This window comes from Candidatus Halocynthiibacter alkanivorans (assembly GCF_003333265.1).
Lineage (GTDB): Bacteria > Pseudomonadota > Alphaproteobacteria > Rhodobacterales > Rhodobacteraceae > Halocyntiibacter_A > Halocyntiibacter_A alkanivorans.
On sequence record NZ_QOLB01000136.1, the window covers coordinates 19,340 to 44,467 of the forward strand.

24 protein-coding genes are annotated in these 25,128 nt (G+C 60.6%); 5 read left to right on the plus strand and 19 right to left on the minus strand.

Going from position 1 to position 25,128, the window contains the following annotated elements:
- Window positions 1-18: 18 nt before the first annotated feature.
- Complete coding sequence (locus DWA01_RS23180) at window positions 19-420, minus strand: sugar transferase (RefSeq protein ID WP_160116074.1); 402 nt, start codon at window positions 418-420, stop codon at window positions 19-21.
- Between the two features lie 30 nt (window positions 421-450).
- Here DWA01_RS23180 and DWA01_RS23185 point away from each other — a divergent pair, with 30 nt between their 5' ends.
- Window positions 451-900, plus strand: a complete 450-nt coding sequence (locus DWA01_RS23185; protein WP_160116075.1) for a hypothetical protein — start codon at window positions 451-453, stop codon at window positions 898-900.
- 79 nt (window positions 901-979) lie between these two features.
- Here DWA01_RS23185 and DWA01_RS17280 read toward each other — a convergent pair whose 3' ends face one another.
- From DWA01_RS17280 to DWA01_RS17290, 3 genes are all read right to left on the minus strand, one after another.
- The gene (locus DWA01_RS17280) at window positions 980-1,861 is read right to left on the minus strand and encodes a DMT family transporter (RefSeq protein ID WP_114287074.1); all 882 of its coding nucleotides are present in this window, start codon (window positions 1,859-1,861) and stop codon (window positions 980-982) included.
- 78 nt (window positions 1,862-1,939) lie between these two features.
- Window positions 1,940-2,227, minus strand: coding sequence for an HU family DNA-binding protein (locus tag DWA01_RS17285; protein WP_114287055.1), 288 nt, complete (start codon window positions 2,225-2,227; stop codon window positions 1,940-1,942).
- Between the two features lie 139 nt (window positions 2,228-2,366).
- Complete coding sequence (locus DWA01_RS17290; protein WP_114287056.1) at window positions 2,367-3,851, minus strand: AMP nucleosidase; 1,485 nt, start codon at window positions 3,849-3,851, stop codon at window positions 2,367-2,369.
- A 255-nt stretch (window positions 3,852-4,106) separates the two neighbouring features.
- Between DWA01_RS17290 and DWA01_RS17295 the strand changes: the two genes are divergently transcribed.
- Complete coding sequence (locus tag DWA01_RS17295; RefSeq protein WP_114287057.1) at window positions 4,107-4,967, plus strand: SDR family oxidoreductase; 861 nt, start codon at window positions 4,107-4,109, stop codon at window positions 4,965-4,967.
- A 101-nt stretch (window positions 4,968-5,068) separates the two neighbouring features.
- Here the strand turns inward: DWA01_RS17295 and dxs are convergent, their stop codons facing one another.
- From dxs to DWA01_RS17320, 5 genes are all read right to left on the minus strand, one after another.
- Window positions 5,069-6,997: a 1-deoxy-D-xylulose-5-phosphate synthase gene (gene dxs, locus DWA01_RS17300; protein ID WP_114287058.1), complete on the minus strand. Its 1,929-nt coding sequence runs from the start codon at window positions 6,995-6,997 to the stop codon at window positions 5,069-5,071.
- Window positions 6,998-7,016: 19 nt separating this feature from the next.
- On the minus strand, window positions 7,017-7,883 hold the full coding sequence (locus tag DWA01_RS17305) for a polyprenyl synthetase family protein (protein ID WP_114287059.1): 867 nt from the start codon (window positions 7,881-7,883) through the stop codon (window positions 7,017-7,019).
- A complete protein-coding gene (locus DWA01_RS17310) occupies window positions 7,883-8,125 on the minus strand; it encodes an exodeoxyribonuclease VII small subunit (RefSeq protein ID WP_114287060.1) in 243 nt (80 codons plus the stop codon). The genes DWA01_RS17305 and DWA01_RS17310 overlap by 1 nt, the downstream gene beginning before the upstream one ends.
- Before the next feature lie 231 nt (window positions 8,126-8,356).
- A complete protein-coding gene (locus DWA01_RS17315; protein WP_419187019.1) occupies window positions 8,357-9,061 on the minus strand; it encodes a response regulator in 705 nt (234 codons plus the stop codon).
- The gene (locus DWA01_RS17320; RefSeq protein ID WP_114287061.1) at window positions 9,058-9,570 is read right to left on the minus strand and encodes a MarR family winged helix-turn-helix transcriptional regulator; all 513 of its coding nucleotides are present in this window, start codon (window positions 9,568-9,570) and stop codon (window positions 9,058-9,060) included. Before DWA01_RS17320 ends, DWA01_RS17315 begins: the two co-directional genes overlap by 4 nt.
- Before the next feature lie 178 nt (window positions 9,571-9,748).
- Between DWA01_RS17320 and DWA01_RS17325 the strand changes: the two genes are divergently transcribed.
- The gene (locus DWA01_RS17325) at window positions 9,749-10,618 is read left to right on the plus strand and encodes a branched-chain amino acid aminotransferase (RefSeq protein WP_114287062.1); all 870 of its coding nucleotides are present in this window, start codon (window positions 9,749-9,751) and stop codon (window positions 10,616-10,618) included.
- 54 nt (window positions 10,619-10,672) lie between these two features.
- Here the strand turns inward: DWA01_RS17325 and DWA01_RS23000 are convergent, their stop codons facing one another.
- Window positions 10,673-10,870, minus strand: a complete 198-nt coding sequence (locus tag DWA01_RS23000) for a hypothetical protein (protein ID WP_136057775.1) — start codon at window positions 10,868-10,870, stop codon at window positions 10,673-10,675.
- Between the two features lie 203 nt (window positions 10,871-11,073).
- Here DWA01_RS23000 and DWA01_RS17335 point away from each other — a divergent pair, with 203 nt between their 5' ends.
- Complete coding sequence (locus DWA01_RS17335) at window positions 11,074-11,526, plus strand: hypothetical protein (RefSeq protein ID WP_114287064.1); 453 nt, start codon at window positions 11,074-11,076, stop codon at window positions 11,524-11,526.
- Between the two features lie 239 nt (window positions 11,527-11,765).
- Here DWA01_RS17335 and DWA01_RS17340 read toward each other — a convergent pair whose 3' ends face one another.
- The 8 genes from DWA01_RS17340 to DWA01_RS17375 form a co-directional block, all read right to left on the minus strand.
- The gene (locus DWA01_RS17340) at window positions 11,766-12,689 is read right to left on the minus strand and encodes a DMT family transporter (protein ID WP_114287065.1); all 924 of its coding nucleotides are present in this window, start codon (window positions 12,687-12,689) and stop codon (window positions 11,766-11,768) included.
- Between the two features lie 28 nt (window positions 12,690-12,717).
- The gene (locus DWA01_RS17345) at window positions 12,718-13,074 is read right to left on the minus strand and encodes a DUF1294 domain-containing protein (RefSeq protein ID WP_235008596.1); all 357 of its coding nucleotides are present in this window, start codon (window positions 13,072-13,074) and stop codon (window positions 12,718-12,720) included.
- Window positions 13,071-14,102, minus strand: coding sequence for a tRNA epoxyqueuosine(34) reductase QueG (gene queG / locus DWA01_RS17350; protein WP_114287066.1), 1,032 nt, complete (start codon window positions 14,100-14,102; stop codon window positions 13,071-13,073). Before queG ends, DWA01_RS17345 begins: the two co-directional genes overlap by 4 nt.
- A gap of 102 nt (window positions 14,103-14,204) precedes the next feature.
- The gene (gene fzlA, locus DWA01_RS17355; protein ID WP_114287067.1) at window positions 14,205-14,870 is read right to left on the minus strand and encodes an FtsZ-binding protein FzlA; all 666 of its coding nucleotides are present in this window, start codon (window positions 14,868-14,870) and stop codon (window positions 14,205-14,207) included.
- A gap of 66 nt (window positions 14,871-14,936) precedes the next feature.
- Window positions 14,937-15,728, minus strand: coding sequence for a monofunctional biosynthetic peptidoglycan transglycosylase (gene mtgA, locus DWA01_RS17360; protein ID WP_114287068.1), 792 nt, complete (start codon window positions 15,726-15,728; stop codon window positions 14,937-14,939).
- 41 nt (window positions 15,729-15,769) lie between these two features.
- Window positions 15,770-16,711 (minus strand): Hint domain-containing protein, encoded by a 942-nt coding sequence (locus DWA01_RS17365; RefSeq protein ID WP_160116076.1) that lies wholly within the window; start codon window positions 16,709-16,711, stop codon window positions 15,770-15,772.
- 145 nt (window positions 16,712-16,856) lie between these two features.
- Window positions 16,857-21,395 (minus strand): glutamate synthase large subunit, encoded by a 4,539-nt coding sequence (gene gltB, locus DWA01_RS17370; protein ID WP_114287077.1) that lies wholly within the window; start codon window positions 21,393-21,395, stop codon window positions 16,857-16,859.
- A gap of 196 nt (window positions 21,396-21,591) precedes the next feature.
- Window positions 21,592-23,025, minus strand: coding sequence for an NAD(P)-dependent oxidoreductase (locus DWA01_RS17375; RefSeq protein ID WP_114287070.1), 1,434 nt, complete (start codon window positions 23,023-23,025; stop codon window positions 21,592-21,594).
- A 218-nt stretch (window positions 23,026-23,243) separates the two neighbouring features.
- On the opposite strand from DWA01_RS17375, the gene DWA01_RS17380 reads away from it, so the two are divergent.
- Window positions 23,244-24,047 (plus strand): undecaprenyl-diphosphate phosphatase, encoded by an 804-nt coding sequence (locus tag DWA01_RS17380; RefSeq protein ID WP_200832608.1) that lies wholly within the window; start codon window positions 23,244-23,246, stop codon window positions 24,045-24,047.
- Here DWA01_RS17380 and DWA01_RS17385 read toward each other — a convergent pair whose 3' ends face one another.
- Entirely contained in the window at window positions 24,048-25,034 is a 987-nt protein-coding gene (locus DWA01_RS17385) for a complex I NDUFA9 subunit family protein (RefSeq protein ID WP_114287072.1), read from the minus strand. It abuts the gene before it with no gap.
- Window positions 25,035-25,128: the final 94 nt, after the last annotated feature.

The following is a 25,128-nucleotide window of genomic DNA, read 5'->3' on the forward strand; positions in this document are numbered from 1 at the left end:
GCATGTCCCCGGAAATTGCTACGCGCAGCCGAGGGTCGGTGGTCTGGGGCCGACAAAACTCATCTCTCCGCGCAGAATATTGATCAGCTGCGGCAGCTCATCCAGCCGGCTGGCGCGCAGCAACCGTCCCAAAGGTGTGATGCGCGGGTTGAGATGCCCCCCGGCCGGACCTTCAGCGGCCAGATCCTCAGAGGCTGCGCGGTCAGCGGTCATGCTGCGAAACTTGATCATATCAAAACGCCGGCCAAAAGCCCCGACCCGCTTTGAGATGTAAAACACTGGCCGGCCCTGCAGCAGCAACAGCAGCAGCGTGATCACCAGCCCCGGCAGCAGTGCCAGCACCAGGGCCGGCAGCAGCAGGCACAGGTCCATGCCGCGCTTGGCAACAGATATGTCGCGCGGACGCTTACCGGAGGCCATAGGAGGGCTGTCAAATGGGCAGGCAGCAGGGTGGGCGGCAGCGCAGGCACCGGGGACACCCGCGGAGCCAGGCTCAGGGCTGGTCTCCGGCTCAGCGCCCGGGCGGGAATCAACACACCGGGCAGGGCCAGTGTCGAGGCCGGTGTTGAGGCCGGTGTTGAGGCCGGTGTCGAGGCCGGTGTTGAGGCCGGTGTCGAGGCCGGTGTTGAGGTCGGTGTTGAGGTCGGTGTTGAGGTCGGTGTTGAGGTCGGTGTTGAGGCGGGCCTGCGGGTTTCTGGCCCCGTCGCAGGCACGGTCACCGACCGGGTCGCAGCCCGGGTCGCGGACGGGCCCGCCACCAGGCTCAGGGACGCAGCCGGCATCGCGGCCAGAATCGCGGCGGAAAAGAGCGTCGCCGAGAGCGCTGACGCGCAACCGGGCGGTTGCGCAGTCCGTCTGACGGGTAGTTGGGCAAGCAGTAGAGCGGGCAGCTGTCATTGAATACACTTTCGAAACAATGACCCCAGATTAGCTGGTATTGATGGCGATCTGGTAAACGGACACCTGCCCGCCGCCGCTCTCAGCTTGTGGCGGGCGCACGCTCTTGTTTCGCCAGCTGCACCGCCAGGATGCCGAGGGTGATAATCACCACCCCCACAACGTCCAGCGGGCCCAGCTTTTCTCCCAGCAGCACAGCGGCCACCGCAACGCCAAAAAACGGGTTGAGAAAATGAAATGTGGCCGCTTTCACCGCGCCGATACGCCCGACCAGTGCAAACCAGATCCAGGTCGCTGCCAGCCCGGGCACGATCGTCGTGTAGACAAAGGCCGCCACCAGCGAGGTGCTCATCTCAACCACCCAGACCTCGGTGAACAGCGAGACCAGCGCCAGCGCGGCCGCGCCGACAAACATCTGCAAGCCGACAACCATCAGCAGATTGCCCCCCGCGGCGGTTTTGCGGATCGACAGTGTCGCCAGCGTCAGCGCCATGGTGCCGAGCACACAGAGCATAACAGCGGTCAGATCCACGCCGGCGCTGAGGCGGCTGCCCATGATCAGCGCCACGCCGCCCAGCCCCGCCGCCAGACCGGCCAGCGCAAGAGGGCGCAGCTTCTGGCCCATAAACATCCAGCCGGCCAGCGCCACCATCAAGGGCATGGTGGAGGCAATGATGGAGGCCAGCGAAGCCTCAATCCGGGTCATGGCGAAAAAGAACAGCCCCAGATAAATCCCGTTCTGACACAGGCCAAAGATAAAGGTGCTGCGCCATTGCTCCCGGCTCAGCCGCCAGGTCTGACCCAGAGCGCGTGCGATCAGCACCCCGATCAGACCGGAGACCAGAAACCGCAGCGACAGCGTGGCCAGCGGCGGCGCCTGGGCCACAATGATCCGTGCCGATGTAAAGGCCGAAGACCAGGCCAGCGCAAAGGTCAGCCCCATCAGCAGTGAACGCAGATCCATCTGATAACCCCCAATGGGCAGGCCCAAAAAAAGGGCCGCCGGAGGGCGACCCTAATTCATTTGCATGTCAATGCAAGCTCAGACGTTGACGCTGTCTTTCAGCGCTTTGGCGATGGTCATTTTCACCACTTTGTCTGCGTCTTTTTTGATCTGCTCGCCGGTGGCCGGGTTGCGTACCATGCGTTCTGGGCGCTCACGGCAATAGATTTTGCCAACACCTGGCAGCGTCACAGCACCACCGCCGGCGACTTCGCGGGTGATGATGGCGGTCACAGCATCCAGTGCGGAACCAGCGGATTTTTTATCAGTGCCCATTTCTTCGGACAGTGCAGCTACCAGCTGGGTTTTGGTCATTGGTTTCGACACGTTTGAATCTCCTCATAGATCCCCCGCTCTGTTTTTTTGGGGGGTATGCCCAGGTTTGTAACGGTATTTTGGGGAGACGCACAATCATTACTGTGCGTTTCCCCTTAAATTTAGCGTTTTTGGGCGAAATTTCGCGAACTCAAAGGAAAGCCGTTTCTTCAAAACTGCGCAGTTTGCGTGAATGGATGCTTTCCAGCGGCATTTCGCGCAGGTTTTCCATTGCTTTGATGCCAATTTTCAGGTGGCTGGCGACCTGTGTTTTGTAGAAATCACTGGCCATGCCGGGCAGTTTCAGTTCGCCATGCAGCGGTTTGTCACTGACACAGAGCAGGGTGCCATAGGGCACCCGGAAGCGAAACCCGTTGGCGGCGATGGTGGCACTTTCCATATCCAGCGCCACGGCGCGGGACTGGCTGAGGCGCTGCACCGGCCCGGCCTGCTCGCGCAGTTCCCAGTTGCGGTTGTCGATGGTGGCCACCGTGCCGGTGCGCATGATGCGCTTCAGCTCATAGCCCGACAGTTTTGTCACTGAGGCCACCGCCTGTTCCAGCGCGATCTGAATTTCCGCCAGCGCCGGGATCGGCACCCAGACCGGCAGATCATCGTCCAGCACATGGTCTTCGCGCAGATAGGCATGCGCCAGCACAAAATCGCCCAGCCGCTGGGAATTGCGCAGCCCGGCGCAGTGGCCCACCATCAGCCAGGCGTGCGGCCGCAGCACCGCGATATGATCGGTGGCGGTTTTGGCGTTGGAGGGGCCGACGCCAATGTTCACCAGGGTGACGCCGCTGCCACCGGCGCGTTTCAGGTGATAGGTCGGCATCTGCGGCAGTTTTGCCGGCTGGACCATGTCGTCCTGCGCACCGGCGATTTCAACATTCCCCGGCCCGACAAAGGAAGTATAGCCAGAGTCCGGATCCGCCAGCGCCTCGCGGGCATAGGTCTCAAATTCTTCGACATAGAACTGATAGTTGGTGAACAGCACGTAGTTCTGGAAATGCTCCGGCGCGGTGGCGGTGTAATGGGCGAGCCGCGCCAGCGAATAATCCACCCGTTGGGCGGTGAACGGCGCCAGCGGATGCGAGCCGTCCGGGTGGGTCCAGCCCATCACATTGACGATTTCATCATGGGTGGTGGAGAGATCCGGCACATCAAAAGCGTCGCGCAGCGGATACTGCATCGCGCCCTGCTGCGGCACGGTGACAGAGGGGTTGTTGGAAACGGCAAAATGCACCGGCATTTCGGTGCCCGAGGGGCCCACCATCACAGAAGTGCCGTGGTTTTCAATCAACAGCCCGATCTGTTGTTCCAGATAGCCCGCAAACAGATCCGGACGGGTGATGGTGGCAGAGTACATGCCGGGTGCGGCCACATGGCCAAAACTCAGCCGGCTGTCAGTCTGGGCAAAAGTATTGGTGGTCAGGCGCACTTCTGGATAAAACGCCCGGAAGCGCACGTCCGGGCGCGGGCCGGAAACGCTTTGGGAAAACTGGTTACAGAGAAAATCCGTCGCTTCCTGGTAGAGTTCGATCAGCCGCGCGGTGGCGGCGCGCGCGTCACTGAAAGCCTCATGTGCGCGCAACGGCGGGGTCAGAATCGGAAAACTGGCGTCTGGTGTGTTCATATGCGTCCTCAATCTGAATATGTCTGGCGGCGTCTGCTGGCCTGCCTTGTGGTGCCGGTAATGCTCCGGAAAAAGAAAGGCTGAAACCCGGTCCCGCACCGGCGCGGATCGCTGCCACGGCTGTGCCGGGCGTACAGAGCCAGGCTCTGGGGCGGGGAGAGAGTCTTCAGCGGGTCCATAGAGCATTTGTCCATAAGATCGCGGCCGGCGCAAGCCCCCCTTGAACCCGGCGGCACTCCGGTCCAGATTGTGCCCATGACACAGAGATTGCTTTCCTTTGGCCACGGCTACTGCGCCCGGGCCCTGACCCGGTTGCTGCACCAGAGCGGCGGTTGGTCCGTCACCGGCACCACGCGCACGCCAGAGAAGACCCGGGCGCTGGCACAGGACGGTGTTGCACCAGTGCTCTGGCCGGGGACCGATATGTCAGCGCTGGTGGCGCAGGCCAGCCACGTGCTGATATCGGCCGCGCCAGGAGCAGAGGGGGATCCGGTGCTGAAGGACTGCCGCGGCGCTTTTGAAACCGCGCGGCCAGCCTGGATCGGCTATCTGTCCACCACCGGTGTCTATGGCGACCACCAGGGCGGCTGGGTCGATGAAGAGACGCCGCTCCATCCCAGCACAAAACGTGGCCAGCAACGGGTTGAGGCCGAAGCCGCCTGGCAGCAACTGGCGGCGGAGTATGATCTGCCGCTGCATATTTTCCGCCTTGCCGGCATCTATGGCCCTGGCCGCGGACCATTTGCCAAAGTGCGGGCCGGTACCGCGCGGCGCATTCTCAAACAGGATCAGGTGTTTTCCCGCACCCATGTGGAAGACATCGCCCAGGTGCTCACAGCTTCAATCGCGCAGCCGCGCCCTGGTGCCGTCTACAATGTCTGTGACAATGACCCCGCGCCGCCTGAGGATGTAATTGCACATGCGGCGGAGCTGCTCGGGCTGCCGCTGCCCCCGTCTGAGAATTTTGAAACGGCTGAAATGACAGCAATGGCGCGCAGCTTTTATTCAGAAAGCAAAAAAGTGAGCAATGCGCGTATTAAAGACGAACTCGGCGTGGTGTTAAAATATCCGGATTACAAGGTCGGGCTGGCGGCGCTTCTGGTGGCGAAAGACTGAGATTTTCTCTTTGTTTAAGTATCCCCGCCGGAGGCTTTTTTTGCCGCGCGACGCGTAAGAATGCCTCCGGCGGGGATATTTAAACCAAAAAGAAACGGAAGTTACGCTCGTTTGCTGTCCAACTGCGCAACGCCCAGTACCTCAAGTACCTTGGCTTCAATCTGCGGTGCGTTCATAGCAGCCACCGCATACATGTCTTCCGGGCTGGACTGGTCGATAAAGATATCGGGCAGCACCATCGAGCGGAATTTCAAGCCGTGGTCAAACACGCCTTCTTCTGCCAGAAGCTGCGCCACATGAGAACCAAAACCGCCGACCGCGCCCTCTTCAATGGTGATCAGCGCTTCGTGACTGGCCGCCAGATCCAGGATCATGTCCCGGTCCAGCGGTTTGGCAAAACGGGCGTCCGCCACTGTCGGGATGATACCGCGTGCCGCGAGTGTTTCACAGGCTTTCTGCACCTCTTCCAACCGGGTGCCAAAGGACAGGATCGCCACTTGCTTGCCCTCACTGACGATGCGGCCCTTGCCGATCTCCAGCACTTCGGGCGTGGCGGGCAAGTCAACGCCGGTGCCCTCGCCGCGTGGATAGCGAAAGGCGATCGGCCCGTCGTCATAAGCTGCGGCGGTGGCCACCATATGAACGAGCTCGGCCTCATCCGCGGCCGCCATCACCACCATGCCCGGCAGGTTGGCCATAAAGCTGATGTCGAAACTGCCGGCATGGGTGGCACCGTCTGCACCGACAAGCCCGGCGCGGTCGATGGCAAAGCGCACCGGCAGGCGCTGAATCGCCACATCATGCACCACCTGGTCATAGCCGCGCTGCAAAAAGGTCGAATACAGCGCGCAGAACGGCCGCATGCCGCCCGCTGCCAGAGCGGCCGCAAAAGTGACGCCGTGCTGTTCGGCAATGCCCACGTCAAAACAGCGCGACGGGTAACGTTCCGCCATCAGTGACAGGCCGGTGCCGTCCGGCATCGCCGCAGTGACCGCACAGATACGGCTGTCCGCCGCGGCGTGGCGCAGCAACTCTTCGCCAAAAATCCCGGTATAAGACGGCGCGTTGGACGGCGTTTTTTTCTGTTTGCCGGAGATCACATCAAATTTCGCAGTGGCATGGCCCCGGTCATCTGCGGCCTCGGCCGGCGCGTAACCCTTGCCTTTTTTGGTGATCACATGGATCAGGATCGGCCCGGTGGCGCGCTCTTTCACCGTGCGCAGCACCGCCAGAAGCTGCTCCATATCATGGCCGTCAATCGGCCCGACATAGGAGAACCCCAATTCTTCAAACAGCGTGCCGCCGATGGTCATGCCCTTAAGCATTTCCTTGGCCCGGCGTGCGCCTTCCTGAAACGGCGGTGGCAGCAGGCTGACCGCGCCGCGCGCCGCGGCTTTCAGCTCCTGAAACGGCGCGCCGGCATAGAGCCGGGTCAGATAGCTGGACAGCGCCCCCACCGGCGGCGCGATCGACATGTCATTGTCGTTCAGCACCACAAACAGCCGCTTGCCCAGGTGGCCGGCATTGTTCATCGCCTCAAAGGCCATACCCGCCGACATCGCACCATCACCAATCACCGCGATGGCGTCGCCCAGCCCGTGTTCCGGCGCACCACCCAGATCACGCGCCACCGCAAAACCAAGCGCGGCCGAGATCGACGTCGAACTGTGCGCGGCACCAAAGGGGTCAAAGGCGGATTCACTGCGTTTGGTAAAGCCCGACAAGCCGTTTTTCTGGCGCAGGGTCCGGATCCGGTCCCGGCGCCCGGTGAGAATTTTATGGGGGTAACTCTGGTGGCTCACGTCCCAGATCAGCCGGTCTTTCGGCGCCTCAAACACCGCATGCAGCGCCACCGTCAACTCAACCACACCCAGCCCGGCGCCCAGATGGCCGCCGGTCTCAGACACCGCCGAGATGGTTTCGGCACGCAGCTCAGCGGCCAGCCGGCTCAGATCAGCGTCTGACAACAGTTTCATATCCGCTGGCACATGAACCCGGTCAAGGGTCGGGGTGATGGGTCTGTCTGACATAACGTCTCCGCAACGCTGCTTACTTGTCTCGCGAAATAACGAAAGTTGCTGCCTGCCGCAAGGTCGCAGCGCGTTCGCCGTAGGGTGCCAGAGCGTCACAGGCTTCGTCTACCAAAGATTTCGCCCGCTGCCGGGCCGGTTCCATGCCCAAAAGCGAGACAAAGGTGGCTTTACCCGCCTCGGCGTCCTTTTGCAGACGTTTGCCGGCGGTTTCCGCGCAGCCCTCAACATCCAGAATATCATCAGCGATCTGAAACGCCAGGCCCAGCGCCTTAGCGTAGCTGCGCAGCGGTGCAATATCAGCCCCGCCCAGACGGGCACCGGCCTCTGCGGACCAGGTGATCAGCGCGCCGGTCTTGGCCGCCTGCAAACGGGTAATCTGATCAAGTGTCAGCGGGGTCTCGGCGGTTTCTGCCGCAATATCCAGCGCCTGGCCCAACACCATGCCGGAGGCGCCGGAGGCACGCGCCAGGGCCGCCACCAGATCAAGCCGCACGGCGGTATCCGCATGCAGCTCACGCCGGGTCAGCAGGTCAAACGCCAGCGTCTGCAGCGCATCCCCGACCAGCACGGCGGTGGCCTCGTCCCATTGCACATGCACCGTGGGCAGGCCGCGGCGCAGATCATCGTCGTCCATACAGGGCAGATCGTCATGCACCAGCGAATAGGCGTGCAACGCTTCCACCGCCGCTGCGGCAAAGACCGACTGATGGTCCGGCACATCGTGCAGCGCGGCAGATTCCATCACCAGAAACGCGCGCAGCCTTTTGCCGCCCGACGTGGCGTAGCGCATGCCCTCCAGCACCGGCAACACACCCGCAGGGACTGCATCGCGGATACAGGCCTCGCTCAGATCTGCGCAGGTTTTCAGTCGCTCAGAAAACATTACAGCCCTTCAACAGGGGTGGTGCCCCGGGGCTGACCATTGGGGTCCAGGGTGATTTTGGCAACCTTTTCCTCGGCTTCTTTCAGCCGGGTCTCGCAGCGGGCTTTCAGCTCAGCACCGCGCTCATAGAGCTTGATCGAATCTTCAAGCGGCACATCGCCACGCTCCAGCTGCCCGACCACACGCTCCAGCTCGGCCATCGCCTGCTCAAAACTCATTTCCGATACGGGTGTTTCGCTCATTGGGGCATCCCTTTGTCTGTGATCCAGGCAGTCAAACCATATCCACCCGCCAGTGTCGAGACCGTGTGCCGCCGCCACCTGCTTCGTTGGCCCGGCTGCCCTGCGTATTGCGGGCCACCCGGTGCCGGCCTGGACGGGAGGCGGCACACACGCCTGGCTGGCGATATTGTACTCAGCCGGCACCCGGTTCGGCTCACGGCCCGGCACACGGTCCGGCGCTCAGTCCGGCGCTCAGTCCGGTGCCAGCATATAACCGGCCCCCCGCACGGTCTGCAGATAGCGCGGCTGTTTGCTGTCGGCTTCAAGCTTGCGCCGCAACCGGGTGATCTGCACATCCACCGCCCGTTCCTGCGCGCCACCGGTGTCCCGGCCCAATTTTTCCACCAGGGCGCTGCGGCTGACAGGCTCGCCGGGACAGGCCGAAAAAATCTGCATCAGCTGGCTTTCAGTGGCGGTCAGCCGCACCAGCTGATCCCCGTGCCACAATTCACCGCGCTCCACGTCATAGCGCACTGGACCGAGCTGCAGATGTTTGGGTCGCCGGGCGCTGGCATCCGTCACCGGCACCCGGCGCAAAACCGCGTTGATGCGCAGCAGCAATTCGCGTGGTTCAAACGGTTTGGCGATATAATCATCCGCCCCGGCCTCGAGGCCGCGAATGCGGTCTTCGGTCTCACCCCGCGCGGTCAACAGCAGGATCGGCGTGCTCAGGGTCTCACGCAGCGACCGGGTCAGCGCGATACCGTCTTCGCCCGGCATCATCACATCCATCACAATGAGATCAAATTCGAGCCCGTCAAGCAGTCGCCGAGCATGGGCCGCATCCCGCGCCGCCGAGACATAAAACCCCTGACGGATCAGATATTTCTGCAACAGGCTGCGGATGCGCTCATCATCATCCACGATCATCAGATGGAATTCGGACTGGGCAATCATTTACGGCTCTCCCGGGCCGCGTTGAATTTGCGGCGCAGTTCAGGGTCCATCATCGCTTCCAGCACCTGGCGGAAGCCGGAAACTGCCTGGGGGCCCACGGTGCGGTAGGCGGCACGCATCCGCACCCGCTGCGCGTCTGACAGCTGATGCTCGAGTGCAACACCGATTTCGGTCAGATAAAGATGGCGTTCACGCTTGTCCTGAGTGCCGACGCGGCTTTCGACCAGCCCGTCGGCGATCAGAGTGCGCAACACCCGGTTCAGCGACTGCTTGGTCACCCCGAGAATCGACAGCAGATTGTTCACCGTATTGCCCGGCGCCCGGTTGATAAAATGCAGCGCCCGGTGATGTGCCCGCCCGTAGCCCTGCTCATCCAGAATCCGGTCAGGATCCGCCGTGAAGCCGCGATAGGCGAAAAACATCGCTTCTATGCCTTTGCGCAGCTGTTCATCTGTCAGGAATAAAAGACTTTCTCCACCCGCACGGCCACCGCCACTGTGTTCTGTCATTTCAGTCCCCTGGTTCACAATTCATGTTACAGACCCCCAGTTTAAGTCAGCCTTGTTGACATTCCAAGAATCAATTGTTAGCGAAAAGCATATTCTGCGCAACTTTATACCCGCTTCGGACTGAATTGGCGCAACATTCGAAAAAACCCACCCCGGGAACCACAGGAAAGGATGCAACATGGCCGGCTCATATGATGACCGCGACGGCAAAATCTGGATGGACGGCACGCTTGTCGACTGGCGCGATGCCAATGTGCATATCCTCAGCCATGCGATGCATTACGCGTCCTCGGTGTTTGAAGGCGAACGCGCCTACAATGGCAAGATTTTCAAATCCCGGCTGCATTCGGAGCGACTGATCCGCTCCGGCGCCCTGATCGACATGCCAATCAGCCAGAGTGTTGATGAGATTGAAGCCGCCAAAGCCGCAGTGATGGCCGCCAATGGTCTGACCGACGCCTATATCCGGGTTCTGGCCTGGCGCGGTGCCGGCGAAGACATGGGGGTCGCTTCGGCCCGCAACCCGGTGCGCATGGCGGTTTCCGCCTGGGAATGGGGCAACTACTATGGCGATGCCAAAACCAAGGGCGCCAAACTGGACATTTCCAAGTGGAAACGCCCGAGCCCGGAGACCATCCCCTGTGAAGCCAAGGCGGCCGGTCTCTATATGATCTGCACCATGTCCAAACACGCGGCCGAAGCCAAAGGCTGTTCGGATGCGATGATGTTTGACTATCGCGGCTATGTTGCCGAGGCCACTGGCGCCAATATGTTCTTTGTCAAAGACGGCGAAGTGCACACACCGCTGGCGGATTGTTTCCTCAACGGGCTGACGCGGCAGACCGTGATCGGGATGCTGAAAGAAAAAGGCATCAAAGTCACCGAGCGCCACATCATGCCAGAGGAGCTGGAAGGCTTTGAGCAATGCTGGCTGACCGGCACCGCAGCTGAAGTCACCCCGGTGGGGCAGATCGGCGATTACAACTTTGAAGTTGGTGCCATGGCGCGTGACATTTCAGACTCTTACGAGAAACTGGTGCGGCTCTGAGCGCAACAGACACTGCTGTCACATGAGGCCGGGCGCAACCAGCGTCCGGCCTTTTTAATGTTCAGAATCGCGGTCTATGCGCAGATAATTGGCCACGCGGGCGCTGGGGCCAGCGCGGCTGTGGTCGCGTTTCATCAACACCTGAGAGGCCGGGTGGCTGCCTTCCGGCCCGGTAGAGCGGATGACTTTGGCATAGGGTTTGACGCGGGTCTCGGCGCTGTCTTTTTCATGATCAACGGGGTGGCGGCTCATAAGCTCCTCCTGTGATACGGGGCACCAGAATGCCTGCAAATCAGATTCGTTTCCAGCCCCGCGCCCCAATGCACCCGCTTTTTGCGGAAAATCGCGAAAATTCGCATCAAACCCTCCGCAATAAGCCGGGTCGCCGCATTGATTTTCAATCGCCATTTAACCCACATTCGTGATTGTAATGCGTGGAACACACGGGGGCGAAAATGAAACGGCGTGATACAATAATAGCTGGTGTGGCCCTGACCCTGGTTTTGGGTCCGGCTTTGATCACGATGGCACTCTACTATATTACCAAAAACCCCGACTTCCGCCCGCTCAGCCTGACAAAAGAGTCGCTCACGGAATACCGCGGCGAAACCGGCGGACCCGGGTTGACGGTGGAAGTGGTGCTGCCAATCGGCGCCACGCTGCGCATGCCCCGGGAAGAATTTGAACAGATGCTGCGCAATTCGTTCAGCATGTATGGCACCGGTGCGCGTTTTGTTTACAGCGAAGAATATGGGTTGAAAGCACCCCAGGTGACCTATGTCGCCGGCGCCAGCCGCATCGGGCCCTATTCGCCCAACAATCTTGCCAGCGGCATCAAAGCCGCCGCCGCCGCATTTCAGATCGAAGCCGATCGGGATCTGCGCCAGCGCATTGCCGCTTTCGACTGAGCGCCGGCCGCTGATTACGGCGTTGACGCGGTCCTGAGAACGTCCCCGCAGCCGGTGCCGGGCGCTGCACAGCCTGCCACGCCCGCGCCGGAGCGACACACCCGCACCGGCCAATTGTCTGAGCTTGCCGGACGGTTTGCCTCACGTTTCCAGACGCCCGGTCAGTGCCCGGTCTCCGCCCCCCAGTGGTTGCGCGACGGACGCGCGGTGACCGGCCTGCAGTGACGGGTCCGGCGCGTTTAACCTTGCGGTGTCATCACTTTGCGCTGCTTGTCCCGCTCCAGCCCCAGCCGCCGTTCGCGCCAGATAATCAGCACCCCGGCCGAGATGACAATCGCCGCGCCGCCCAGCATCTGCCCGCTCGGCACCTCGTCAAAAAACGCATACCCATAGATCAGCGCCAGCAGCATCGAGCTGTATTCAAACGGCGCGATCACGCTGGCATCGGCAAAGCGGTAGCTGGAGGTCAGCAGGATCTGCCCGATGCCGCCACAGAGCCCCGACAGGCCCAGCAACAGCGCCACTTTTGGCCCCGGTATCACCCAGCCCCAGGGCAGGGTCAGCAGCGACAACAGCGACGCGGTCACCGAAAACCAGAACACGATGGAGGCGGTGCGTTCCACTTGCACCATCTTGCGGATAAACACCTGGGCCAGCGCCGCACAAAACGCTCCGGCGAGGATCAGCATGGCACCAAAGGCCTCGGAATATTCCACCCCGGCGCTCAGATCCTGCATCCGCGGCTGCAGCACCACCAGCACCCCGATGAGCCCCAGCGCCACCGCTGACAGCCGGAACGCACGCACCTCTTCGCCAAGGAACATCGCCGCAAAAATCACCACCAGGATCGGCGCCGCATAACCGATGGCGGTGGCTTCGGGCAAAGGCAGCAGACCGAGGCCGGCAAACATCAGCATCATCGCGCTGGTGCCCACGAGGCCGCGCCAGAAATGCCCCATCGGATGGACTGTTTTCACACCCTCCCGCAGATCGCCGCGCAGCACCAGCCAGGCAAAAATCACCGGCAGCGCCAGGATTGAGCGGAAAAACACCGCTTCACCCGCCGGCACACCCTCCGCCGCCGCCGCTTTGATCATCGCGGCCATGGTCACGAACATGGTGACCGAACCGATTTTCAACAGGATACCTTGCAGCGGATTCATCTTATTGCCTTCCGGGCTTTGGATTGGGTCACTGCCCCGGCATAGCCGCCCCGGCGAGATCTGGAAACAGAAAGTTCAGCGCCCACAGACCCAGTGCCAGACCCCAGAAAGCAGCAATCTGATTCAGACGACGGCCAAAGGGCTGTTTGTAGGTTTTATGCCGCAGCCGGCGCTGGCCATATTTGGCGCCGGCAATACCGCCCACCACGGCCAGCCACAGCAGCCTGGCTTCTGAGACCCGCCGCCAGCCGCGCCGGGCGCAGAATTTGTCCCAGGAAAATACCAGAAAGGTCAGCACGCCCCAGAACAGCAGCCAGGCCAGCAGCGCGGGTACAGCAGCTGCGCTCCCCGCCAGATCCACCACCAGATCCACCGCCGCATTCACAGCCGGGACACCGCCCAGCGCGCCGCCTCAGACACGGTCCCGTCCGCATCTTCACACAAGCCCTGCGCCACCTCGCGCAGGCGTACGTCCCCGGAATTGCCGATCGCATAGAGCACATTGCGCACAAAGCGGTCCCGCCCGACGCGTTTGATCGGCGAGCCGGAAAACAGCGCCCGGAACGCCGCATCATCCAGCTGCGCCAGCTCCGACAATTTCGGCGCCAGCAGATCCTCGCGCGCGGCATACCGCATCTCGCGCGCCTCAGACGCAAATTTGTTCCACGGGCAGGCGGCCAGGCAATCATCGCAACCATAGATCCGGTTGCCCATCTTCTCGCGCAGCTCAAGATCCACCGGGCCGTGATGTTCAATGGTCAGATAAGAAATGCAGCGCCGCGCATCCAGCTGATAGGGCGCTGGAAACGCATCTGTAGGACAGGCATCGAGACAGGCGGTGCAGCTGCCACAACCGCCCTGGGCAAGACCGTCACGCGGCAATTCAATGGTGGTGAATATCGCGCCCAGAAAGAACCAGGAGCCAAGCTCGCGACCCAGCAGGTTGGTATGTTTGCCCTGCCAACCCAGCCCCGCCGCTTCGCCCAGCGGTTTTTCCATCACCGGCGCGGTGTCGACAAAGACTTTGATGCCCGCCTCCGTCTGCTGCTCCAGCAACCAGCGCCCGACGCGTTTGAGCCGTTTTTTCACGATGTCATGATAATCGCGGTTCTGGGCATAGACCGAAATCGCACCCCGGTCCGGCCGCGCAATCACCGCCATCGGATCGTGCTGTGGTGTATAGGATTCCGCCAGCATAATCACCGACTTCGCCTCAGGCCAAAGCGCCGCCGGATCGCCGCGCCAGCCCATGCGTTCGCCCATCCAGCTCATCTGTCCATGGCGCCCGTCATCAACATAGTGCTGCAACCGCGCCGCAATCTGGGGCACCGCATCCGGGCCGGTAATGCGACAGGCGGAAAAGCCTTCTTCCAGCGCCTTTGCCACCAGTTTTGATTTCAGATCGTCAGCCACGTCTCACCTCTGCCGGCTGCGCCGGCACTTTCCCGCCCAGGATACATCGGGCAGACACCAGCCGCCACTGTACGGCGCCAAAGCGCCGCCGTGGCGATCGAATCAAAAATCCAGATCGGCGTAATGGGCCGGCTGCGGGAAACCCGGAATGTTATCGGCCAGCAACGAGCGGAACGCCGGGCGCGATTTGATCTTGGCGTACCAGTCTTTGACACTGGCGTGCCGGTTCCAGTCCACGTCCGAAATATAGTCCAGCGCCGAGAGATGCGCCGCAGCGGCAAAATCCGCCAGCGTCATGCTGTCGCCCGCCAGCCAGCGGCGCTGATCCAGCAACCATCCCATATAATCGAGGTGAAACTTGATCGCCCGCGCCCCGGCTTTTACATTTCCGGAATCGGGATACCCGGCGCCGCTCAGCTTTTTGTTCACCCGCTCATACAGCAGTTTTGAGGTCACCTCATGGTGGAATTTGTCGTCAAACCAGCTGACCAGGCGGCGCACCTCAAACCGGCCCTCCGCATCGCGCGGCATCAGCGCCGGTTCCGGGTGTTTTTCCTCGATAAATTCGCAGATCGCGGCGCTTTCGCTGAGCACCATGCCGTCCATGCGCAGCACCGGTACTTTGCCAGCCGGGTTGCGGTTGAGGAAATCCGGCGTCTTCTCCCAATAGCGTTCCTCAACCAGCTCAACTTCAAGACGTTTTTCGGCAAGGCTGAGGCGCACTTTCCGGCAGAAGGGAGACAGGGGGATCTGGTACAGACGGATCATGGTTCGCTCTTTATGTTTTGGTAAGATGTCGCAGCCCTTCTCTATTGCGCCGAAAGGCCGGGCAATTCAATCCTCCAGACAGGCGGCCCGGCCATCTGCTCGGATTGTCGCCGCCCCGTCGGCAATCAAGACCGCACGTCTGGCCATGCCGGCGCTGGTCGCGGAGGCCGACCAGCCTTTAGGATTGGGCAGCACCGCCGCCAGCCGCGCAGCCTGGTCGGCGCTCAGATCCTGGGGCCCGACGCGGAAATAACGCCAGGCGGCGGCATCAACCCCAAACACGCCTTCGTCAAATTCGGCCACGTTCAGATAGAGCTCCAGAATGCGCCGTTTGCTCCAGACCAGCTCCACCACCGGCGTCAGCAGCGATTCAAGCGCCTTGCGTGGCCAGGACCGGCCCTGCCACAGGAACAAGTTTTTCACCACTTGCTGGGAAATGGTCGAGGCGCCGCGGTTGCTGCCGGCGTCAATCGCCGCCCGGATCGCGCCCATGTCAAAGCCCCAGTGCTCGCAGAAATTGGCATCTTCCGCCGCCACCACGGAGAGCAGCATTTCTGGTGCGATCTCCTCCAGCGGTGCCCATTCGCGCTCCACCCCGCCCAGACGGCGCGATTCGGAAAAAATGTAAGGCGTCAGCGGCGGGTTCACCACCGCATAAAGCAGGATCACCAGCAGCAGCAGCGCGGCAAACCCGCCGCCGATCAACAACGCCCAACGCCGCAATAAAAGCGGGGCATGGCGCAACCGTGCCGTGAGGCCAGGTGCCGCCGCGCCGGTCTTGCGTTTGCGCGCCTTGCCGGTCGCCGTTTTCGCGGTGGTTTTAGCCTTGGTACTGCGTGGTTTTTTTGCTTTTGACATAGGTCCGGTATAGGCAGTGCGGCCGCGGCTGAAAACCCTTGTCAGGCGCCCAGCAGCGCCGCCTCAAAGCGTTTGATCTGCGGACGGACCAGCGGCATACGCCGCAATCCCTCGTTCAGCCCCCCGGCCAGGTCCGCGACCAGGTCCGGGAACAGCGCCCGGATTTCTGCCGCCGCCGCCCGGTCTGCACGCGCGTCTGCCTCGGCAGGATAAAAACTTTCCGAGTCGATACCGGCGGCGGTGACGATCTCATGGCGTTGAAACAACAGGTGAATATAGTCTACCTGGCCGCCAGGCCGCAGCCGGATTGTCTGGTCATTCAGCAGGTGCAGCGCCGGCACCAGCACCTCGTCTTCACCGTAATATAACTGCGCCCGCCAGCCGGTGATCAACATGCGGTGCTGTTGCGACACCAGCAGCGCCACCTCATTGCCCAGCGCGCCAGCCGCGAAAAGTACCGGCGCAAATACGCCACTGGCCGCCACGCTCTGACGGCTGATCTGCAACAGGGGCTGGGCACCGTGGTCACGCGTCATCACCAGATCGCCGGGCTGCAGCGCCTCAATCAGGCGCTGCCCGCCCGGCACATCAATCCAGGTGCCCGGGGTAAAACAGGCCGGGCCAAATTCGCCGACGTTGATTTTGGTGGATTTGGTGACAAAACTCGCGCTGACGAATGTGGCGGTCTGCAGCACCGTGCCGTCCGTCGGAGTGAACAGCGCCGCCTGGCCGTCGATATAGAATGTCACCCCGGTGATGGTGACATCGCCAACGCCGGCAATATTGACGGTGATGGTGTCATCGACCCAGACTTTGCTGACGCTGCCACCATTGACCAGGTCCCCGGCGTTGGCGCGGGTGTTGATCACGCCGTCTTCGTTGCTGTCGGTTATTTCTGTCTTAAACACGCTCAGCACTGTGCCCGCGTCCGGCGGGTCGCCGGGATCGATCACAAAGAACTGGTCTGTATACTCAATCGCCACCGCATCCGTCCTCATTGGCCCGGATTGCAAACTAGCCGTTAACCTGGTGTTAACTTTAACCACTTTGCGGCAAAACAAAGGCCCGGATCCGGGGATCCAGGCCTTTGCATTTGTTCAGCTAATTCCGCTTATGCGGCGGCGGCGATTATTCCGCCGGAACTGCGACCACCTCTTCCGTCAGAGGCGCCGGCAGGTGTTTCAGCATCTCAATCGGGCAGATCTGCACGAAATTCGCTTTTTCGCTGTCCCAGTATTGCAGGATCTCTGCCGCTTTGACCGATCCGGTTTCCGCCTGGTGACGTTCAATCAGCCCCTTCAGCTGCGCCTGCCAATGCGCCACTTCCACCGCGCCGGTGACCAGGGTCTCGCCGTTGATATTGTCCGCGGCCACACCTTCGGGATCGTAAAGATAGGCCATGCCGCCGGTCATACCCGCACCAAAGTTGGCGCCAATAGAGCCAAGGATCACCGCCACACCACCGGTCATATATTCACAACCGTTGGAGCCACAGCCCTCAATCACCGTATGGGCGCCCGAATTGCGCACCGCAAAACGTTCACCGGCACGGCCGGCCGCAAACAGATAGCCTGCAGTGGCGCCATACAGCACCGTATTGCCGATGATGGTATTTTTGGCCGCCACCAGCGGACTGTGCATTGGCGGACGCAGCACAATGGTGGCACCGGACAGGCCTTTGCCCACATAGTCATTGGCGTCGCCGGACACGTCCAGCTTCAGACCATGCACCCCGAACGCCCCCATCGACTGGCCGGCAGAGCCGGTCAGTTTCACCGTCAGATGATCGTCCTGCAATTTGTTGTTCATGCCGAACTTGCGCACGATGTGACTTGAGGTCCGCGTGCCAATGGTGCGCAACGTGTTCTGCACCGCATAGGACAGCTGCATTTTCTCGCCATCTTCAAGGAAACGCGCCGCGTCTTTGACGATCTGCGCATCCAGCGTATCGGGCACTGCATTGCGCGGCTTGGAGCGGTCGTAAACGATCTTTTCCGCACCATCGACGGTGATCAGCAGCGGGTTCAGGTCGAGATCATCCAGATGTGCAGAACCCCGGCTGACCTGGGTCAGCAGATCGGCCCGGCCAATGATGTCATCCATCGAACGCGCACCGATGCTGGCGAGGATTTCGCGCACTTCCTGAGCATAGAAGGTGATCAGGTTGACCACTTTATCCGCCGAGCCGGTGAACTTGCCGCGCAGCGCTTCGTCCTGAGTACAGACCCCGACCGGACAGGTGTTGGATTGGCACTGACGCACCATGATACAACCCATCGCGATCAGCGCCGCAGTGCCGATGCCGTATTCTTCGGCCCCCATCATCGCCGCCATCACAATGTCACGCCCGGTGCGAAGACCACCGTCGGTGCGCAGAGTGATGCGCTCGCGCAGGTTGTTCATCGCCAGAACTTGATGCGCCTCGGTCAGGCCCATCTCCCATGGCAGGCCGGCGTATTTGATCGAGGTTGCCGGGCTGGCGCCAGTGCCACCATTGTGACCCGAGATCAGGATCACATCGGCATCCGCCTTGGCCACACCGGCCGCAATAGTGCCCACACCCGACGCTGCCACCAGTTTCACGGTGACTTTACAGCGCGGGTTGATCTGTTTCAGGTCGTAGATCAGCTGCGCCAGATCTTCGATCGAATAGATGTCGTGGTGTGGCGGCGGTGAAATCAGCGTCACGCCTTTGGTCGAATGACGCAGACGCGCAATCAGGTCGGTGACTTTCATCCCCGGCAGCTGCCCACCTTCCCCGGGCTTGGCGCCCTGGGCCACTTTAATTTCCAGCTCTTCACACTGGTTAAGATATTCGGCGGTGACACCGAACCGGCCTGACGCCACCTGTTTAATCTTGGCGGACGGGTTGTCGCCATTGGCTTCAGGATGGAAATGCGCCGGATCTTCGCCGCCTTCGCCCGAATCCGATTTGGCGCCGATCCGGTTCATCGCCACGTTCAGCGTTTTATGCGCCTCCGGGCTCAGCGCGCCGAGTGACATGCCGGGGGTGACAAAGCGTTTGCGGATCGAGGTGATGCTTTCCACCTCTTCAATCGGCACTGATTTGTTCAGCGGTTTGATATCCAGAAGATCGCGCAGATGGATCGGCGGGTTGGACCGCATGCGGGCGGAATACTGTTTCCACATCTCATAGGAGGCACGGTCACAGGCCGATTGCAGCATATGCATCGACTGCGCTTCCCAGGCATGGGATTCGCCCGATTTGCGCGATTTGTAGAAACCACCGATCGGCAGCACCCGGTCCTGACCCAGCCAGCCGCGCCCGTGCACCGCTTCCAGTTTGATCTGAATGCCACTGACACCAATGCCGGAGATGCGCGAATGCATGCCGGGGAAGAATTCCGCAACCATGGCACGCGACAGGCCCACGGCTTCAAAGTTCAGACCGCCACGATAGGAGGAAATCACCGAAATCCCCATTTTGCCCATGATTTTCAGCAGACCAGCGTCAATCGCGGCGCGATAGCGCGCCACGGCTTCGGTCAGCGTACAATCCAGCAGGCCGCGTTCAATCCGGTCAGCAAGCGAATCTTCGGCCAGATAGGCGTTCACAATGGTGGCACCGCAGCCGATCAGCACCGCGAAATAATGTGGGTCCAAACATTCCGCCGAACGTACACCGAGCGAGCAGAATGTGCGCAGCCCGTTGCGGGTCAGCCAGGAATGCACCGCGCTGGTCGCCAAAATCATCGGCATCGCAACTTTGGATTCACTCTGATTCTGATCGCTCAGAATGATGTGGCCAGCGCCGGAACGTACCGCGTCTTCCGCTTCGGCCCGGACCCGCGTCAGTGCGTCCTGCAGCGCTGCCTCGCCTGCGCCTGCCGGGAAGGTACAGTCGATCTGCACCATCGGTGCGTTGAACTGTTTCACCAGCGCGTCAAACTGCGTATTGCCGACAAACGGGCTGCTCAGCACCAGAATCTCGGTCTGGCTGCTGTCTTCATCCAGCACGTTCTTCAGATTGCCAAAGCGTGTCCTCAGCGACATCACCCGGTATTCGCGCAGCGCATCAATCGGCGGGTTGGTCACCTGGCTGAAGTTCTGACGGAAGAAGTGGCTGAGTGGACGGTATTTTTCCGACAGCACCGCGGAGGGGGTGTCGTCGCCCATGGAGGCCAGGACCTCTTTGCCATCCTCGGCCATCGGCGCCAGGATCTGCTCCAGCTCTTCAATGGAATAACCAGCGGCAATCTGACGTTTTTTCAGTTCAGCCCCGGCGAAAAGCGGCGCTTCAACAAGACCCGACAGCGAACCATCGAGATCATTGATCTTGCCGACCCATTCATCAAACGGCTGCGACGCGGCCAGTTTGTCTTTGATTTCGCCGTCGTGATACAGTTTGCCTTCGCGCATATCGACCGCCAGCATCTGCCCCGGGCCCAGCGCGCCTTTTTCCACCACAGTGGCTTCATCGGTCGGCACCATGCCCACCTCAGAGCCGGCAATGACCAGACCGTCACTGGTGATGACATAGCGCATCGGACGCAGGCCGCTGCGATCAAGCCCGGCGCAAACCCAGCGCCCGTCGGTCATCGCCAGTGCAGCGGGACCATCCCAGGGCTCCATCACCGAGTTGCAATAGGCGTACATGTCCAGCCAGGGCTGCGGCAGTTTGGTCGCGGTCTGCGACCAGGCTTCCGGCACCATCATAATTTTTGCCATCGGCGCCGAACGGCCGGCACGCACCAGAACTTCAAACACACTGTCGAGTGCCGCCGAATCAGACGCCCCGCCGGCCACGATCGGTTTGATATCGTCAGCCAGATCGCCAAAGGCCGATGACGCCATGCGGATCTCGTGGCTTTTCATCCAGTTCAGGTTGCCTTTGAGCGTGTTGATCTCACCGTTGTGGGCCAGCATGCGGAACGGCTGTGCCAGCCACCACTGCGGGAAGGTATTGGTGGAATAACGCTGGTGATAGATCGCGAAAGCCGATTCAAAGCGCTCATCCATCAGATCCGGATAAAATTCGGCCACCTGCTCCGCCAGCATCATGCCTTTGTAGATGATGGAACGACAGGACAGCGACGCCAGATACAGCCCGTTGATTGCAGCGGCGATGGCGGCTTTTTCAATGCGACGGCGGATCACATAAAGCTCGCGCTCAAAGGTGTCCTCGTCCACCCCTTTGGAATTGGAGATCAGGATCTGCTCTATTTCCGGCCGGGTGGCGTTGGCTTTTTCGCCGAGACAATCAATTTTCACCGGTACATGGCGCCAGCCATAGATGTAATAGCCCATGCGCAAAACTTCGGTTTCCACGATGGTCCGGCAGGTCTCCTGGGCACCAAAATCGGTACGGGGCAGGAACACCTGACCGACGGCGATCAGCTCATCTTTGCGCGGAGTGTGGCCGGTGCGCTCAACCTGGTCGTAAAAGAACTTTACCGGGATCTGCACATGGATGCCGGCGCCGTCGCCGGTCTTGCCATCTGCATCCACCGCACCGCGGTGCCAGATCGCTTTCAACGCATCGATACCGTTTTGCACCACTTTGCGGCTTTTTTTGCCGTCCACCGACACCACAAGCCCGACACCACAGGAAGAATGTTCGTCATCTTCCTTGTACAGGCTGTTTTTGGACATCCACTCGCGACGGGCTTCTTGTTTGGCAGCCCAGCTGGCATCAAATTTTGTCATCATTCTCTCCGCATTGCGGGGGGCATGGCCGCCCCGGTCTGGAATTTGCGCGAAACGTGCCGCGCCTTCTGATTTGCGTAAAGGGTCAGTCGTGCTGCCCTTTGTCGTATTTTCCCGCCGGCGGAACATTGTATGGGTTTGTACAAAACGTGCGCTGTTATGTGCAATTTGTACAAACCCCCGCCGGGTTAAGCCTTTATTCAGCCGCCAGCGCTGCCGCTCCGGCCATGTATTCGATCATCGCATCCGCCGCTTCGCGCCCGTCACGGATCGCCCAGACCACAAGGCTGGCACCGCGCTGGATATCGCCGCAGGCATAGACACCTTCCATTTCGGTGGCATGGGTCAGGAAGTCGGCCTTGACCGTACCCCAGTTGGTGACTTCCAGCTCGGGCTGATCCCATTGCGCCGGCAGGTCTTCGGCTTCAAAACCAAGCGCTTTGATCACCAGATCCGCCTCTTCAACGTAATCGGCGCCGGCAATCACTTCCGGGCGCTGACGGCCGGAAACATCTGGAGCGCCGAGGCGCATTTTCTGCACCATCACCCCGGTGACCGGATTGCCGGCAAAGCCTTTTGGCGAGGAAAGCCACACGAATTCAACACCTTCTTCTTCGGCGTTCTGAGTCTCACGCACGGAGCCCGGCATGTTGGCGCGGTCGCGGCGATAGAGGCATTTCACCGAGGTTGCGCCCTGGCGGATGGCGGTGCGCACACAGTCCATCGCGGTATCACCGCCGCCGATGACCACAACTTTTTTACCGGCCGCGTTCAGCTCACCGCTTTCAATCTCGGCAACCGTGTCACCAAAATCCTGCCGGTTGCTGGCGGTCAGATAGTCGATCGCCTTGACCAGACCTTTGGCACCGGACCCGGGCCCGCCCAGATCGCGGGACTTATAAACACCGGTCGCCACCAGCACCGAATTATGTTTGTCGCGCAACTGCTGGAACGAGATATCGCTGCCCACATTGCAGTTCAGTACAAAGTTGACACCGGATTTCTCCAGCTGCTCAATGCGGCGCATCACCACATCTTTTTCCAGTTTAAAGCCCGGAATACCATAGGTCAGCAAGCCACCAGCGCGGTCACTGCGCTCATAGACGGTGACCTGAAAACCAGCCCGGCGCAGACGATCCGCCGCCGCCAGGCCACCAGGGCCGGAACCGATAATACCTACGGATTCAGCACGTTCGCTGAGCGGCTTGATCACCTCGACCCAACCATTTTCCCAGGCCGTGTCGGTGATGTATTTCTCAACAGCGCCAATGGTCACGGTGCCATGGCCGGATTTCTCGATCACACAATTGCCTTCGCACAGCCGGTCCTGCGGGCAAATGCGGCCACAGATCTCGGGGAAAGCATTGGTGGCCTGGCTGATCTCATAGGCCTCTTTCAGACGCCCGGTGGCGGTCAGGTTCAGCCAGTCCGGGATATTGTTGTGCAGCGGACAGTGGTTCTGACAATACGGCACCCCACACTGGCTGCAGCGGCTGGACTGTTCCGCCGCCTTTTCCGCCGCAAACGCAGCATAGATTTCGTGGAAGTCGGTGCTGCGCTGATCCGCATCCCGTTTAAGAGGCATATCCCGCTCGACAGATACAAATTTTAGCATAGGCTGCTTCGCCATGGCTCGACTCCCTGATTTCGCTGTTAGCTTCTTTTAAAACGATCACGCGCCAGATTAAAAGGCAGTGTAACTGACCTATATGCGTTTTTATTTCACCTGACCAGCCCTCGACACCTGCCTTTTCGCGACTTTAATGGCAGCAATACTGACTCACTTTAGGCTTTTCACTGCATAATCAACACTATAGTTTTCCGATGAATTCCAGAGGAGCCCGCGCAGTGTCACTTTTTTACTTGTTCATTCTTGCGTTCGTTCAGGGGATTACCGAATTCCTGCCGGTCTCGTCCTCAGCGCATCTGATTCTGGTCCCGGTATTGACCGGCATGCCCGACCAGGGCCAGGCACTGGATGTTGCGGTGCATATCGGCACCCTGGTCGCCATCGTGCTGTTTTTCCGCAAGGACGTATTTATGGCGCTCGGCGGCCTGCCCCGGCTGCTGCGCGGCAAGTTTGATACCCCGGGCGCCCGGCTGGCGTTCCTGCTGATCATCGCCACCATCCCGGTCATAATCATCGGATTTATCCTGAATGCCACCGGGCTCAGCGATATGATGCGCTCGGTCAAAGTGATCGGCTGGACCATGCTGCTGTTTGGCCTGGTGCTCTATGTGGCAGACCAGAAAGGCGGCACTGCAAAAACCGACCGCGACTGGTCATTGAAAGACGCCATCATCATGGGGCTCTGGCAGGCGGTGGCGCTGATCCCGGGCACGTCGCGCTCCGGCATCACCATCACTGCAGCGCGAATGCTGGGCTACAACCGCACCGACGGCGCCAAAATCGCGATGTTGATGTCGATCCCGACCATCCTGGCCTCGGGCGTGCTGCTGGGGATCGAAGTCGCGGCAGAAGCCAATCTGCAAACGGCAAAAGACGGCGCCATTGCCGCCGTCTTTGCCTTTGTCGCCGCGCTGCTGGCGCTTTCAGTTATGATGCGCCTGCTCAAATCCGTCAGCTTCACGCCCTATGTGATCTACCGGATCATTCTGGGCGTGGTGCTGTTAATCTACGCCTATAGCTGATCAGTGTCTGCGCAGATTTTTGGCCGAGTCTTTGATCTCATCAAACTGACCTGAGGGGCGGTAGCACCACAGGTAATCCGTCAGGATCAGTTCCATCGGCATCGGGTTGATGCCCAGGTCTGCAAAGCCTTTGGCATCGGCGCCGACAACACTGTCGCTGCGCAATCCCTTGAGCTGATCGCGGGTCAGGATCTTGTTGGGCAACATGCCCATGGTCATGGCGGAAGCGAAATCAAGCATGGTTGCCGCGATACGCGCAGCAAAGAACGGCAGATTCACCACCAGACGGCGCCGGTGAATGATGGTCAGCATATCGGCGATCAGCGCTCGCAGGGTTTTCACCTCCGGGCCGCCCAGCTCATAAATACCGGACGCAGCGCCTCCGGAGACAGCCAGAGCCGCCGCTTTGGCCACATCATCCACATAGACCGGCTGGAACCGGGTGTTGCCACCGGCAATATTCACCACCGGCAGGCCCGCTGCCATTTTGCCAAACTTGTTAAAAAACTGATCTTCGGCGCCAAATATCACCGAGGGGCGCAGAATGACCGCAGCTGGAAACTGAGACAGAACCCCGTCTTCGCCGTGCCCCTTGGTCTGGGAATATTCGCTCAGCCCGTCTTTGGATGCACCGATGGCCGACAGGTGCACCAGCCTGGCGACACTTAGTTCTGTCGCAATGCGCGCGATGCGCTCTGCGCCGTGTTGCTGCACGGCTTCAAAACTGTTGGCGCCGGATTGCGCCAGGATACCAACACAGTTGATCACCGCATCAGCGCCCTGCATCACCGAACGCACCGAGGCGTCATCGCGTATGTTGCAGAACACCGGCTCGACCTGGCCCACACCGCCATAGGTTTTGACATGCATCGCTTCATTGGGGCGGCGCACCGCCACCCGGATACGCCAGCCATCTTTGGCCAGACGCCGCGCAATATAGCGGCCAACGAAACCAGAGCCGCCGTAAATTGTGACAAGTTTGGCCATGAGCCCTGTCTCCTGCAAATAAGATTACCCCCCAAATACCCCTCCCGGTCCAACAGAACAAGCCGCTATCGCCACGACAAAACCGGGGGCACAC